This is a genomic window from Sulfitobacter sediminilitoris, from assembly GCF_010667575.1.
In the GTDB taxonomy this organism is placed as follows: Bacteria; Pseudomonadota; Alphaproteobacteria; order Rhodobacterales; family Rhodobacteraceae; genus Sulfitobacter; species Sulfitobacter sediminilitoris.
Map to the genome: position 1 here is coordinate 20742 of NZ_JAABNT010000007.1, position 14820 is coordinate 35561.

The window sequence follows — 14820 nt, forward strand, 5'->3', positions numbered from 1 at the left end:
CGGTTCGAGTAGGCAGGCCGGTCAGATTCCAGTCGCCTCGAATGTCGGCTAGGGTCCGAAATCCCCTTTGTGTGCCATACTTCAGCAAGCCATCACACCGTATACGACAGTGTTCCGTCGACCTTCCGTATCGCTTCGGTTATCAGAGTCGCAAATGCAGCAATTTGGAGCATATTATGTCCGATATCATATACACTAAAGTTGACGAAGCACCGGAGTTGGCCTCCGCTTCACTGTTGCCGGTAATCCAAAGATTTACCGAGGCCGCTGGCGTCAGCGTCGGAACAAGAGACATCAGCCTCGCCGGGCGTATTCTGGCGACCTTTCCTGAGTATCTCAGCGAAGATCAGCGTCAGCCCGACGATCTGGCTGATTTGGGCCGTTTGGTGAAGACGGCTGAGGCGAATGTGATCAAGTTGCCTAACATTTCCGCGTCCGTGCCTCAGCTGGTTGGCGCAATCAAAGAGCTTCAATCCCAAGGCTTCTCGCTGCCCGATTATCCTGAAGCACCTGACACTGACGAAGAAAAAGCCGTGCGTGCCAAGTATGACGCGATCAAGGGGTCGGCCGTTAACCCGGTTTTGCGCGAAGGCAATTCTGACCGTCGCGCCGCGAAAGCAGTAAAGAGCTTCGCGCAAGCGAACCCGCACCGCATGGGCGAATGGACATCCGACAGTAAGACCCATGTGTCGTCCATGTCGGGAAATGATTTCTACTCGAATGAGACGTCTGCCACGCTTGCTACAGCAACCGGCGCTAAAATCGTGCTTGAGACCGCCGCGGGCGAGAAGGTTCTCAAGGAGGGTCTTGAGTATCCTGCAGGCACAGTCGTTGACGCAACCTATATGAGCGCTGCTGCCCTCAAAGACTTCCTCGCTGCTGAAATTGAAAAAACGAAGGACCAAGGCATCCTTTTTTCGCTGCACCTGAAGGCGACGATGATGAAGGTGTCTGACCCCATCCTGTTCGGTCATGCTGTGAAGGCTTTCCTGGCACCGGTGTTCGACAAGCACGGCGACGCCATGGCCGAACTCGGGGTAAACCCCAACTCTGGCCTTGGCGACTTGTTGGCCCGCGTCAAAGACAACGCCTCGATCATGGCTGACATCGACGCCTGTATGGCAGAGCGTCCACCGATGTATATGGTCGATTCCGACAAGGGCATAACCAACCTGCATGTCTCATCTGATGTGATCATCGACGCCTCAATGCCCGCGCTCATTCGCGCAGGCGGCAAAGGCTGGGGGCCTGATGGCAAGGAGGCTGACGCAAATTGCGTGATCCCGGACAATTGCTACGCCCCCGTTTATGATGAGGCGATCAATTTCTTCAAAGAGAACGGCAAGCTGAACCCGGCCACCGCAGGGACGGTGCAGAACATTGGCCTGATGGCGCAAAAGGCCGAGGAATATGGCTCGCACCCGACAACGTTCGAGATTCCCGAAGCTGGCACAGTGAAGATGATCCTTGATGATGGCACGGTCCTGCATCAGCATGTTGTAGAAGCGGGTGATATCTGGCGCTCCTCCTCGGCCCGCAAAGCTCCGATTGAGGATTGGGTAAATCTTGCCATTTCTCGTCAAAAGGCAGAAGGCTGCCGGGCGATTTTCTGGCTGGACGAGAACCGCGCGCATGATGCTCAGCTCATTGCCTATGTAAGGCCGATCCTCGAAGCGAAAGGATTGACCGACACGTTCGAAATCATGGCCCCCCGAGAAGCCACGCGCGCGTCGCTTGAAACCATCACCAAGGGCGAGGATACGATCGCAATAACTGGCAACGTATTGCGTGACTATCTCACGGACCTCTTTCCGATCCTTGAGCTGGCGACATCCGCCAAGATGCTGTCGATCGTGAAACTGATGAATGGCGGTGGATTGTTTGAAACAGGTGCCGGGGGCTCGGCACCAAAACACGTCCAGCAACTTGTCGAAGAAAACCACCTGCGCTGGGACAGCCTCGGTGAGTTCTGCGCACTTGGAGAAAGTCTGATTTTCCTCGCCGACGCAAAAGGTAACGGCAAGGCCCGCATCCTGGGCGAAGCCGTTGAAGCGGCGACGCAAGGCATCCTTGACAATGGCCGCTCACCGTCGCGCAAGGTCGGCGAGCCGGATAACCGCGATAGTCACTACTGGTTTGCACGGTATTGGGCTGAAGCTGTCGCAGCACAGGAAGATGATGCAGCGCTTGCCGCTCATTTTGCGCCAATCGCCGAAGCCCTTGCGGCCAGTGAAGCCGATATTCTCTCTGAGCTTGCCGCTGTTCAGGGACCCGCCGCTGATCTTGGGGGGTACTATCGAACCGACCCGGCAAAGACAGTCGCAGTGATGCGCCCGTCCAAGACGCTAAACAGCATTATTGGACAAACTGCCTGATCAAATCTCTGGCCGCGTACCCTCTTGAGGTACGCGGCCGTCAGAGATCGGAGCCGATGAACTGCGTGGCTTCATGTGAATGTCTGCTAACCGGAAGCTGCTATGCAGCAATGGGCAACCAATCAACCGGCCGCTTTGGTCCGAAGAGCGTGGTTGCGGTATTGTCGTGATCTTAGATTGGCGCGCGATGCCCAAAACATCGCGAATGATCAATGATAGGTAGAAAACACCGGTCTGAAGGGCGCTAGATAATGGTAGTTGACCCGATTTACTGCACAATCTGCAACACACCAAAAAGCCAGCACAACAAAAAAGCCCTTAAGTCATTGGGAGACAACAACGTTCGGACGTCGTCTCCGCCATCATCTTCCCCGCGCCTTGCATAACGGGTTGAATATTTCGCACGAAACAACTGATGCCTCGTGAGGACCATGTCGGCAGAGTGTCATTGGGCCTCCCCCGATTGCAGCCTGCGTTTCAGCCGACACATTGGATCGCCGCGCGGATTGAGGAAATTTCCAGCTTAATCCACTGGAAAAGCTTAAAAAATGTGCAATGCCGTGACTAGCCGCTGCCAAGCGCCTCTGTAATCTCCCCCTCGGCTCTGAAGTGTGGTGATGTTCCTGCACTTGGGGGCCGGAGGACGTTACCATCAATCAAAATGCTGCCATTGATCTGCGTGCGCGTCCCGCGTCGCAGCCGCGTGCGATCGGCACGGGACATGTGGCGGTACGCGCCGATGCGAAAGGCGTGACGCGCATTGCGGATTTGCGGCAATCCGGTTCGATGAAGCTGGTCTTCCCGACCGTCTTCCGACCTGCGGCAGAGGCGATCCTGGTCAACACCGCCGGAGGCATCACCGGCGGGGATAAATATGCGCTCACTGCGAACGTCGGGCAGAATGCCACGCTGACATTAACCACGCAGGCGGCGGAACGGGCCTACCGCGCCCAGCCGGGCGAAGTTGGTGAGGTGTCAACATCTCTGCGGGTCGAAAGCGGCGGACGTCTGAATTGGCTGCCACAGGAACTGATCCTTTTTGAACGCTGCGCCCTGCGCCGCAGGCTTGATGTCACCTTGGCTGAGGGCGCCGAGCTTCTGATGGTTGAGCCGGTGGTTTTCGGACGTGCGGCAATGCACGAAGAACTGCGAGACGTGAATTTCTCGGACCGTATCCGCATCCGTCGCGAGACCGATCCGCTCTATATTGACGGGATGGATTTGCGTGGGGATGCGGCCGCGCACCTGACGCATGCGGCCATTGCAGACGGTGCAGGGGCGATGGTTAGTCTTGTTCTCGCAGCGCCCGATGCCGCCAACCGCCTGGACAGGCTGCGCACCATGCTGCCGCCAACAGGTGCTGCCAGCCTCTTGCGTAAGGATTTGCTCGTCCTGCGCCTGCTCGCCTCCGACAGCTTTGAACTGCGCCGTGCCCTTGTACCCATCTTCGACTTTCTCACTCAGAATACGCTGCCCACATCATGGAGGCTTTGAGACATGCAACTCACCCCGCGTGAAAAAGACAAACTGCTGATCGCCATGGCCGCCGAGGTGGCGCGCAAGCGTCTGGCGCGTGGCGTCAAGCTGAACCACCCCGAGGCCATCGCCCTGATCACCGATTTCGTGGTTGAAGGCGCCCGCGATGGCCGCTCAGTCGCCGACATGATGGAGGCAGGCGGCCATGTCGTCACCCGCGACCAATGCATGGCTGGTATCGCCGAGATGATCCACGAAGTGCAGGTCGAGGCCACCTTTCCCGATGGCACCAAGCTGGTGACCGTTCACAACCCGATCCGATAGGAGCCGCCCATGATCCCCGGAGAAATGATCTGCGCCGACGGCGATCTGACCCTGAACGAAGGGTCAGACGCCATCACCCTGATCGTCGCCAATACCGGTGACCGGCCCGTGCAGGTCGGCAGCCACTACCACTTTGCCGAGACCAATCCCGCGCTCGACTTTGACCGTGACGCCGCCCATGGCATGAGGCTCGACATTGCGGCGGGCACGGCAGTGCGGTTTGAGCCGGGTCAGCGGCGCGAGGTGCAGCTGATCCCGATCCGGGGCGCGCGCCGCATCTTTGGCTTCAACGGCAAGGTCATGGGTGCGCTTGCACTCTTGCTTACCCTCATGCTGCCAATGCCGGGAGAGGCGCAAACAGCTTCGGATTGCCTGAACCCAACAACCCAGCAGCAAAGCAACGCCTGTGCAAACTATCGCTACCAGCAGGCCGATGCAGCGCTGAACAACGCGTGGGCACCCGCCCGCGCTTTCGCCAATCAGATCGGGCAGGGCGATGCGCTCTTGGGCGCACAACGGGCGTGGCTCTCCTACCGGGACGCCGCCTGCGCGGTACACGCCAGTCCCTATCAAGGTGGGTCGATCCAGCCGCTTGTGCATCTCAACTGCCTGACGGTGGTGACGGCAGACCGCACAAAATTACTTCTCGAATTCAAAGGATACTGACATGGCCCGCAGCATTTCCCGCCCGCAATACGCCGCCATGTACGGCCCGACCACCGGCGACAAGGTCCGTTTGGCCGATACCGACCTCATCATCGAGGTCGAGCGTGACCTGACCACCTATGGCGAAGAGGTCAAATTCGGCGGCGGCAAGGTGATCCGCGACGGCATGGGCCAGTCGCAGGTAACGCGGGCAGGCGGTGCGGTCGATACCGTCATCACCAACGCGCTGATCGTGGATCACAGCGGCATCTACAAGGCTGATGTGGCGCTGAAGGACGGGTTGATCCACGCCATCGGCAAGGCGGGCAACCCGGACACCCAGCCGGGCGTCGATATCATCATCGGTCCGGGGACTGAGGCCATCGCGGGCGAGGGGCGCATCCTGACGGCGGGCGGCATGGACAGCCATATCCACTTCATTTGCCCCCAACAGATGGAAGATTCGCTCCACTCCGGCGTCACCACCTGTTTCGGCGGTGGCACCGGCCCCGCGCACGGAACGCTTGCCACCACCTGCACGCCCGGCCCGTGGCACATCGGGCGCATGCTGCAATCCTTCGATGGCATCCCGATGAACATCGGCCTTTCGGGCAAAGGCAACGCCAGCCAGCCCGACGCCCTGATCGAGATGGTCAAGGGCGGCGCCTGTGCGCTCAAACTGCACGAGGACTGGGGCACGACGCCCGCCGCTATCGACTGTTGCCTTTCCGTGGCCGATGACATGGACGTGCAAGTGATGATCCACACCGACACGCTGAATGAATCCGGTTTCGTCGAACACACCGTCGCGGCCATGAAGGGCCGCACCATCCACGCTTTCCACACCGAAGGGGCAGGGGGCGGCCACGCGCCGGACATCATCAAGATCTGTGGCGACGCGAACGTGCTGCCCAGTTCCACCAACCCCACGCGCCCCTTCACCGTGAACACGCTCGAGGAGCACCTCGACATGCTCATGGTCTGCCATCACCTCGACAAGTCGATCCCCGAGGACATCGCCTTTGCCGAAAGCCGTATCCGGCGCGAGACCATCGCGGCCGAAGACATCCTGCACGACATGGGCGCATTCTCGATCATCGCGTCTGACAGTCAGGCCATGGGCCGGGTGGGCGAGGTGCTGATCCGTACATGGCAAACGGCCGACAAGATGAAAAAGCAACGCGGCCGTCTGGCCGAGGAAACGGGTGACAACGACAATCTGCGCGTGCGCCGTTACATCGCGAAATACACCATTAACCCCGCCATCGCCCAAGGGGTGTCTCATGTCATCGGCGATGTTTCTGTCGGCAAACGCGCCGATCTGGCGCTCTGGTCCCCTGCATTCTTTGGCGTGAAGCCCGAAATGGTGTTGATGGGCGGCAGTATCGTCGTCGCGCAAATGGGCGATCCGAACGCCTCGATCCCCACGCCACAGCCCGTCTACAGCCGGCCCATGTTCGGCGCATTTGGCAGCGCCCTGGCTGAAACATCGGTCAGCTTCGTCTCTTCGGCAGCGCACGATACGGGGCTTGGCGATGCGCTTGGGCTCATGAAGAACACGGTCGCCGTCAAGAATACGCGTGCGATTTCGAAAGCGGACATGGTGCTCAACGATGCGCTGCCCCAGATCGAGGTGCATCCCGAAACCTACGAAGTGCGCGCGAATGGCGAATTGCTGACCTGCCAACCCGCCGAAGAACTGCCGATGGCACAGCGCTATTTCCTGTTTTGAAAGGCCAAGATCATGAACACCGCCCAGATACTCCACCGCCAAGGCCACTGGTCCGGCCCATCCGAGACCTGCAAACTCGACTACACAGAGCGTTTCCTGCGCCGCAAGAAACTGACCACCGAGGGCGGCATGGCCTTCCTCGTCGATCTGGCTCAAACCACCTCGCTTGACCATGGCGATGCGCTGGAACTCGACAACGGCAGATTGGTCCAGATCATTGCAGCCGAGGAGACGCTGGCGCGGATCACTTGCCCCGATCTGACCCGCCTGGCATGGCACGTCGGCAACCGCCACACACCCTGCCAGATCGAGGCCGATCATCTGCTCATTCAGCATGACCCGGTCATCGAACACATGCTGGAACACCTCGGTGCGACCGTGGAAAAGATCACCGCGCCCTTCACACCCGAGGGCGGGGCTTACGGCCACGGGCGCACCCACAGCCATGAACATGTCGCCACCGCGCATTCTCACAGCCACAGTCACAGTCACAGTCACGCGCACAGCCACAACCATGCCCATGACCACTGAGCGGCACGTCCTTACCCTCATGCAATGGCTCTCCCCCTCGTTTCCTGTGGGGGCATTCGCCTATTCTCACGGGCTGGAAACGGTCATTTCCAGCGGGCAGATCACGACTGCCGCCGATCTGGAAGACTGGCTGAAATCCGTCCTGATCCATGGTACGGGGCGCAACGACAGCATCCTTTTGCGCGCTGCACATGCTGCTCCCGATGGAACCGCGCTGGCGGAAATTGACGCAATCGCACGCGCCTTTGCGGCCTCAGGTGAGCGACTGATGGAAACCGCCCTGCAGGGCGATGCCTTTTGCAAGACCGTATCAGACATCTGGGGCGCGGACCTGCAAGGGCTGACCTATCCCGTGGCCATTGGGGCCGCCGCAGCCCATGCAGGCATCGGTGCAGACCTCGCGGCGGCGATCTATCTGCAGGCTTTCGTCTCGAACCTTGTCTCTGCCGCCGTGCGCGCCGTCCCTCTTGGCCAGACCGAGGGACAGGCTGTGCTCGCGGCGCTCACGCCCCTATGCGAAAGCACCGCTGCCGAAACTGCCACCGCTACGCTCGACGATCTCTCCAGCACTGCGTTCCTTTCCGACATCGCCGCGATGAACCACGAAACACTTCAACCAAGGATTTTCCGCACATGACCAAGCTGAACGGCCCTCTTCGTGTCGGCATCGGTGGCCCTGTGGGCGCAGGCAAAACGACGCTCACCGCCGCCATCGCCAAGGCCCTGCATCCTCATATCTCTATCGGCGTGATCACCAATGACATCTACACGCAGGAGGACGCCGAAGCGCTGATGCGCATGCAGATCCTGCCGCAGGACCGGATCATCGGGGTTGAGACGGGCGGATGCCCCCATACCGCGATCCGCGAGGACGCCTCGATCAACCTTGCCGCCGTGGCTGAGATGGAGAAACGCCATCCGGAGGTCGAAATCGTGCTGATCGAAAGCGGGGGAGACAACCTGTCAGCCACTTTCAGCCCCGAACTGGCTGACCTCACGATCTATGTGATCGACGTGGCAGCAGGCGAGGAAATACCCCGCAAGGGTGGACCCGCGATCACCAAATCCGATCTGCTGGTCATCAACAAGACGGACCTTGCGCCACATGTCGGCGCATCGCTTGAAGTCATGGAGCGCGATGCGACGCGGGTGCGCAAGGGACGCCCCTTTGTCTTCTGCGCCATGCGGCACGGCAAAGGCATCGACGAGGTGCTGCGCGTGATCTCGGACATGGGCGGGATCGATATGCAGCGCACAGAAGCGCTGGCGGGTTAAACCCCCACCGGTTGCGCCAGTCTGTCGCCCAGCCGGTCCAGCATCGTTAGACACTGGCCCAGCTGATCGACAGACACAAATTCATCCGCCTTGTGGGCCTGCTCGATGGAGCCGGGGCCGCAGACCACAACGTCGGTGCCCATCGCCTGAAAGATACCCGCCTCGGTCCCGAAAGCCACCAGATCGGCGCTGTTCGCTCCGGTCAACTCACTGACGATCTGACGCGCCTCGTTCTCGCGGGTGGGGACCAGGCCCGCGACCTCGCCGATCACTTCCAGTTCGATCTTCGCTTCGGGGTAGACCGACCGCATCCGCGGCAGCAGCACATCGTCGCAATAGCTCCGCAGCGCTTCCTTGACGAAATCCGCATCTGCCGTCTGGACCGGCCTCATTTCCCAATCGACCTGCGCCTTGGACGCAATCACGTTATGGGCCGTTCCCCCGGTCAGCGCGCCCACGTTCACGGTGGTCCACGGCGGATCGAAAGCGCTATCCTCAGGCGCCCAGCCGCGCAGCTTTTCCTTCAGGTCCAGCAACACGCTGACGTACCGTACCGCCATTTCGACCGCGTTCACCCCAAGGTCGGGGGCCGATCCATGCCCGCCCATGCCTTCAAAATGCGTCGAATATTCATAGCAGCCCTTGTGGCCTTCGATGATCCGCATCTCCGTCGGCTCACCGATGATCGCGACGCCTGGTGTCAATGCACGCTCTTTCAGAACCTGCGCCAGATGGCGTGCGCCAAAGCAGCCGATTTCCTCGTCATAGGTAAAGGCAAAATGCACCGGCCGGTCGCCCACCCGCTCAGCAAAGCGTGGTGCCATGGCCAACGTTGCCGCGATGAAGCCTTTCATGTCGCAGGTGCCGCGCCCGTAGAGCCTGCCATCCTGTTCGGCGAGGGCAAAGGGGTCCGTGGTCCAATCCTGATCTTCCACCGGCACGACATCCGAATGACCCGACAAAAGAATGCCGCCGTCCACCGCTGGCCCCAGCGTCGCAAAGAGGTTCGCCTTTTCGCCAAAGGGTGCGCGGATCACATCGACCTGCGCGCCGCACTGGCGCAGCAGGTCGCCCGCGAATTCGATCAGCGCCATGTTGCTGTCCGCAGACACGGTGGGAAAGGCGATCAGCTCCCCCAATATCGCCTTGGTTTGCTCCATAAACTCCGACACGGGCCGTCAGTCCTTTACAAAAAGCTTGCGCTCGACAGTGCACAACGCCTCTGCCGGGCCGTCGTCCTTGATCAAGATAGTCTCTGTCGTCTCCAGCCCCCATGTGTCCATCCAGAGCGCAGGCATGAAATGAAAAGTCATCCCTGGTTGCAGCACGGTCTGGTCCTCTGCCCTGATCGAGGCTGTCCGCTCGCCCCAATCAGGCGGGTAGCTGAGCCCGATGGGATAGCCGCAGCGCCCCTCGCGCTTGATCCCGTGCTTTTCCAGCGTGCCGATGAATGCGTTGGCGATGTCGCAGGTCCGGTTGCCCGCCCGCGCGGCTTCAAGCCCCGCTTCGATCCCTTCAAGCTGCGCCCTCTCAGCGTCCAGCATTTCCTGCGGCGGCTTGCCCAGATAGACGGTTCGGCAAAGCGGCGCATGATATCGGCGATAGCAGCCCGACAATTCAAAGAACGTGGCCTCGCCCGCGCGCATGGGATCGCCATTCCACGTCAGATGCGCCGCCGTCGCATCCAGCCCCGAAGGCGTCAGCGGCACGATGGCGGGATAATCGCCCCAGTCGTCATCCACACCGGTGATGCCCGCATGAAAAATATCGGCCACGAGGTCATTCTTGCGCACACCCGGCTCCGCCTTCTCGATCGCAGTGCGCACGACCTTCTCAGAGATCCGCGCGGCCTTGCGGATAAACCCAATTTCCTCGTCCGATTTCACCAGCCGCTGCCAGTTCACCAGCGCCGTCGCATCAACCAGTTTTGCGTCCCGCAGCTCTTCGGTCAGCACCGCATGGGCCTTGGCGGAGTAATAGTAGTTCTCCATCTCCACGCCAATACGTTTTCCCTCGGCACCCAGCGCACGGATGTGTTTTGCAAGGTCTTGCATCGGATGACGCTCGGTGGACTGCACGTAATTGTCCGCATAGCCGTGGATGTTGTCATGGCTCATCCAGCAGGTCCGCTGCGCGCCGATGCTGTCCATGTAGCGGCCCCACCAGATTGGCGCACCCTCTAGCGGCAGAAGAACGCCCTGATGGACGTAGAAAGACCAACCATCGTATCCGGTCAGCCAGGCCTGGTTGGACGGATCTGTGACGAATAGCAGATCAAGCCCGGCGTCCTGCATCGCAGTTCGCGTCAGCGCGATACGTCGGTCGTATTCCGCGCGGCTGAATGGAGCGTTTCCTTGGGTCAAATCTGGCCCCCCTTCTAAAGCTGTTGTCCACATCATAGCCAAGCCAGCGCTTTGGCAATGCGCCTTTTGCGACACCTGCAGGCTGTCTCAGTCCTTGGACTTCTGAAACAGCAAAGAGATCAACCCAAGCGCTGCAGAGATGATAATCAGCAACAGCGACACGGCGTTCAGCACCGGGGTCGAGCCCTGCTTGAGTTTGCCGAACATCGTGATCGTCAGCGGCGAATCCGATCCCACCAGCATCAGCGTTGTGTTGAAGTTCTCAAAGCTCATCAGCACCGACACCACAGCCGAGGCCACGATGGCAGGAAGCAGAAAGGGCAGGGTGATCTGCCATACAGCACCCAATTTGCTGGCCCCAAGGTTCAGGGCGGCTTCTTCAAGGCTGGGGTCGAACTTTTGCAGCCGCGCCGAGATCACCAGCGTGGCAAAGGTCGTGATGAAAGAGAACTGCCCAAGGATCACCAGGATCAGACCGGGCCGAAGGCCGTCAAACCACAGGCCCGTTGCGTCCTCCAGCGTATTGGCGACAGAGCTTGAGAAAACGAGGATCGAGATGCCAAGGATCACCCCCGGAATGATCAGTGGGAGCAGCATCAGCATATAAAGCAGTGCCTTGCCCCGGAATTCGTGCCGCACGAAAAGGAACGCATTGCAGGTTCCCACGGCCACCGAGAGCGCCGACACCCAAACGGCAACAAAGGCCGAGGTGCCGATGGCCCGCAGGATTGAGCGTTCGTGAAACACCCCGATGAACGGCGCGTCAGTTCCAAAAAACCATGCCAGCGTAAACCCTTCCCAAGGAAGCGATGGGAAAACCGAATTATTGAAAGCAAACACGCAGACCACCGTCAGTGGCAGCGCGAGGTAGATGAAGAACACCATCACATAGGCCCGGTAGGACCATTTGATCAGGCTGGATTGAGGGACCGTGGGGATCATATCAGCGCCCCATCGTTTCGCTCAGCGACTGGCGCGACAGTTTCAGCCCGATGAAAACCACCGCCGAGGACAGCGCCAGCAGCAAGAAGCCAAACGCCGAGCCAAGCTCCCAGTTAAAGCGGGTGATGAACTGGCTGTAGATCATACCGGTGAACCACAGGCTGTCCTTCCCGCCCAGCAGGATCGGCGTCAGGTAATTTCCCAGCGACAACATGAAGACGACGATGCAGCCCGACACGATACCGGGCATGGCGTGGGGGATGACGATCTCGCGCAGGATCGAATACCCGTTGCCGCCAAGGTCATAGCCCGCCTCGACAAGGCTGTCGTCAAGGCTGTCCAGCGTCGTCACCAGCGGCACGATCATGAACAGGATCGACGTATAGACCAGCCCCACCATGATAGCCGCATCGTTATACAAAAACTCGATCGGCCCAGCGGTCAGCCCCAGATATTGCAGTGTCTGCGAAAACACCCCTGTTTCGCGCAGCAAGATCATCCAGCCAAAGGTGCGCACCAGTTCTGACACCCAGAACGGGATCAGGCACATCATGAACAGCGTCGTCTTGGTCCGTCCGCGCGTCAGCTTGGCGATGTAATAGGCGATGGGAAAACCAAGGATCAGCGTCAGCGCCGTGGCGAGGATGGACATGATCGCCGTACGTGCGAAGGTCCGCCAATAGAGCGGCTCACTGAAGAAAGCAGCGTAATTGCCAAAGCCGGTTTCATATTCCCGCACGCCCACCTTTTCCGAGATCGACACGATGAACAGACCCAGATGCGGCAGGAGGATCAGCAACACCAACCACAGCAGCAGCGGCGCGATCAGCAAGTAGAAGCCCAGTTTCTGATGATCAGACCGCATGCCTCACGCCTCCGCCAGCGGATAAGACCGCGCCTGATCGGCGGTCCATCGTGTAAAGACCGTATCCCCTTTCGACAGTCCAGCGAATGCGCCCGTCTGCGGAAGCGTCACGCTCAGCGTCGCGCCGGAGGTGGCGTCGCGCAGAATCACCATGCTGTTGGCCCCGTTAAACAGGACCGACTCCACGATACCCTGCCCATCATTGGCGTTGGGGTCGGCGGCAGGTGCAGATTTGGACAGCGCAATCGCTTCAGGCCGCAAATAGACCTGCACCCGCTGGCCTGACGCTAGCCCATTCTCAGGGACCGTCACCCGCAGCCGCGCGCCGCCGGTCGTTTCGACCGACAGAATGCCATCCGACGCTTCCACCACTCTTCCTTCAAAGCGGTTCGCCTCCCCCACAAACCCCGCAACAAACGCTGTCGCGGGATTGTAGTACACATCATGCGGGCTGCCGATCTGCTCGAACCGGCCATGGTTCATCACCGCGATATTGTCGCTCATCACCAGCGCCTCGGACTGGTCGTGGGTGATATAGACAAAGGTGGTGTTGAACTCGGCTTGCAGCGACTTCAACTCGATCTTCATGTGTTCCCGCAGCTTCAGGTCCAGCGCGCCCAGCGGCTCGTCCAGCAACAGCACATCGGGCTCCAGCACCATGCAGCGGGCGATGGCAACGCGCTGCTTTTGCCCACCCGAAAGCTGGTCAACCCGGCGGCCCGAAACACCGGGCAGCCCGACCCGTGCCAGCACCTGCTCCATGCGGTCCTTGATCTCGGATCTGCCTACGCCGCGCTGTCGCAAGCCAAAGCCGACGTTGTCACCGATGTTCATCGTCGGGAAAAGTGCCAGATGCTGAAACACCATCGACACGGGCCGCTTGTTCGGCGGCACCCCGACCATCGACCGCCCCTTGATGAGCAGATCACCCGCGCTGGGTTCCTGAAAACCCGCGATCATCCGCAACAGCGTGGTCTTACCACAGCCCGACGGCCCCAGAATGGAAAAGAACGACCCCTGCGGCACATCGAAACTGACATGATCCACCGCGCGGAAGTCATCGAAATCCTTGACCAGATCGCGGCATTCAAGGTCGGGGGTATTCATCGGTCTTGGCCTTTCAAGGATGAAAAAGGGCGCACGGATGCGCCCTTTCCACGTGTTACTTGCAGCAGGTTAGTTGGACGCGTTGATGCGGTCCAGCGTAGCGCCTTCCATGGCTTCCAGACCGGCAGGCACCGGCGGATACCACTTGATGTTGTCAATTGCCGCCTGATCAAAGCTGGCCTGATACCGGGCTTTGAGATCCGCGCTGACACCCGCATCGCCATCGACGGCAGCGGTAAAGTTGCCTGCCGTGTTGGTGATCATCGCCGCGATCTCAGGCTGCATCACGAAGTTGATCCAGGCATAGGCCGCCTCATCCGCACGACCGCGCGCAGGCAGCACAAAGGTGTCGATCCAGCCCAGCGCGCCCGCCTTGGGCGCAACAAAAGTGATGTCTGGATTGTCCGCATTCAATTGCCAGCCGCCTGTATCCCACGCCATTGATGCGACCACTTCGCCAGACCGCAGCAGGTTCTTGATCTCATCGCCGCCACCCCAGTAGGTTTTGACGTTTGCCTTGCAGGCAATCAGCTCGGCCTCGACCTTGTCGAGGATCCCCTGATAGGCGTCCTTGTCCGCATAGGCGGCAAAGGGATCCATGCCCATTGCATAGGCGAAACCAATCAGCGTCGGACGCTTGAGACGATAGGAAACCTTGCCCGCGACAGCATCGCCGCAAAGGTCAGTGTAGTCCTTCACATCGCCCGCCTCAGCCGTGTTGACGACCAGACCACTCGTTCCCCAGACGTGGGGCAGGCCGTAAACCTCGCCATCAAATGTCGTGTTGCCTGCGGTCGCGGCCAGCATGGAGGGGATGAACAGATCCGCGTTCACCTTGGACATGTCAATCGGCTTGTAGATGCCAAACTCTTCCTGCGCGGATGTGATCCGGTCCTGACTGGGCTGGGCCAGATCGAACCCGCCGCCGTTGGTCGCCCGCAGCTTGGCGATCATTTCCTCGTTGTTCGAGGTGGTCACTTCGACGGTGTGGCCTGTCTCGGCCTCGAACTTGGCGATGACCTCTTCGGGTGCATAGCCACCCCATGTCAGAAGGCGCAGCGTCTCTGCCTGCGCGGCACTCATCGCCAGTGTCGACACGGCGATTACGGTTGAAAGCGTGGTAATTTTCATTCCCTGATCCTTTTGGTTGTAATGTGATTGCGCGCATTAAGGCGCGGTTTCATG

14 protein-coding genes and 1 pseudogene are annotated in these 14820 nt (G+C 59.9%); 9 read left to right on the plus strand and 6 right to left on the minus strand.

The window, feature by feature from the left end:
• Positions 1-176: 176 nt before the first annotated feature.
• From GV827_RS12470 to ureG, 9 genes and pseudogenes are all read left to right on the plus strand, one after another.
• Positions 177-2375, plus strand: coding sequence for an NADP-dependent isocitrate dehydrogenase (locus GV827_RS12470; protein ID WP_164354141.1), 2199 nt, complete (start codon positions 177-179; stop codon positions 2373-2375).
• 723 nt (positions 2376-3098) lie between these two features.
• Positions 3099-3869, plus strand: coding sequence for an urease accessory protein UreD (locus GV827_RS12475; protein ID WP_328823143.1), 771 nt, complete (start codon positions 3099-3101; stop codon positions 3867-3869).
• A 3-nt stretch (positions 3870-3872) separates the two neighbouring features.
• On the plus strand, positions 3873-4175 hold the full coding sequence (locus GV827_RS12480) for an urease subunit gamma (RefSeq protein ID WP_164354142.1): 303 nt from the start codon (positions 3873-3875) through the stop codon (positions 4173-4175).
• Positions 4176-4184: 9 nt separating this feature from the next.
• Positions 4185-4487 (plus strand): annotated as a pseudogene (locus GV827_RS23605) (urease subunit beta); the annotation flags it as partial.
• 27 nt (positions 4488-4514) lie between these two features.
• Positions 4515-4841 carry a lysozyme inhibitor LprI family protein gene (locus tag GV827_RS23610; RefSeq protein WP_235930359.1) on the plus strand — a complete coding sequence of 109 codons (327 nt, stop codon included), beginning with the start codon at positions 4515-4517 and terminating at the stop codon, positions 4839-4841.
• 1 nt (position 4842) lies between these two features.
• Positions 4843-6552 (plus strand): urease subunit alpha, encoded by a 1710-nt coding sequence (ureC, locus tag GV827_RS12490; RefSeq protein WP_164354144.1) that lies wholly within the window; start codon positions 4843-4845, stop codon positions 6550-6552.
• A 12-nt stretch (positions 6553-6564) separates the two neighbouring features.
• On the plus strand, positions 6565-7083 hold the full coding sequence (locus tag GV827_RS12495) for an urease accessory protein UreE (protein ID WP_164354145.1): 519 nt from the start codon (positions 6565-6567) through the stop codon (positions 7081-7083).
• 19 nt (positions 7084-7102) lie between these two features.
• Positions 7103-7720, plus strand: a complete 618-nt coding sequence (locus tag GV827_RS12500) for an urease accessory protein UreF (RefSeq protein ID WP_408056268.1) — start codon at positions 7103-7105, stop codon at positions 7718-7720.
• A complete protein-coding gene (gene ureG, locus GV827_RS12505; RefSeq protein WP_164354146.1) occupies positions 7717-8358 on the plus strand; it encodes an urease accessory protein UreG in 642 nt (213 codons plus the stop codon). Before GV827_RS12500 ends, ureG begins: the two co-directional genes overlap by 4 nt.
• Here the strand turns inward: ureG and argE are convergent.
• The 6 genes from argE to GV827_RS12535 form a co-directional block, all read right to left on the minus strand.
• The gene (gene argE, locus GV827_RS12510; RefSeq protein ID WP_164354298.1) at positions 8355-9518 is read right to left on the minus strand and encodes an acetylornithine deacetylase; all 1164 of its coding nucleotides are present in this window, start codon (positions 9516-9518) and stop codon (positions 8355-8357) included. The two genes, ureG and argE, sit on opposite strands and share 4 nt — an antisense overlap.
• Positions 9519-9536: 18 nt before the next feature.
• The gene (locus GV827_RS12515; protein WP_164354147.1) at positions 9537-10721 is read right to left on the minus strand and encodes a M24 family metallopeptidase; all 1185 of its coding nucleotides are present in this window, start codon (positions 10719-10721) and stop codon (positions 9537-9539) included.
• 87 nt (positions 10722-10808) lie between these two features.
• On the minus strand, positions 10809-11663 hold the full coding sequence (locus tag GV827_RS12520; protein ID WP_164354148.1) for an ABC transporter permease: 855 nt from the start codon (positions 11661-11663) through the stop codon (positions 10809-10811).
• A gap of 1 nt (position 11664) precedes the next feature.
• Positions 11665-12528, minus strand: coding sequence for an ABC transporter permease (locus GV827_RS12525; protein ID WP_164354149.1), 864 nt, complete (start codon positions 12526-12528; stop codon positions 11665-11667).
• Positions 12529-12531: 3 nt separating this feature from the next.
• Positions 12532-13635 carry an ABC transporter ATP-binding protein gene (locus GV827_RS12530; RefSeq protein ID WP_164354150.1) on the minus strand — a complete coding sequence of 368 codons (1104 nt, stop codon included), beginning with the start codon at positions 13633-13635 and terminating at the stop codon, positions 12532-12534.
• A gap of 69 nt (positions 13636-13704) precedes the next feature.
• Positions 13705-14766 (minus strand): extracellular solute-binding protein, encoded by a 1062-nt coding sequence (locus GV827_RS12535; protein WP_164354151.1) that lies wholly within the window; start codon positions 14764-14766, stop codon positions 13705-13707.
• Positions 14767-14820: the final 54 nt, after the last annotated feature.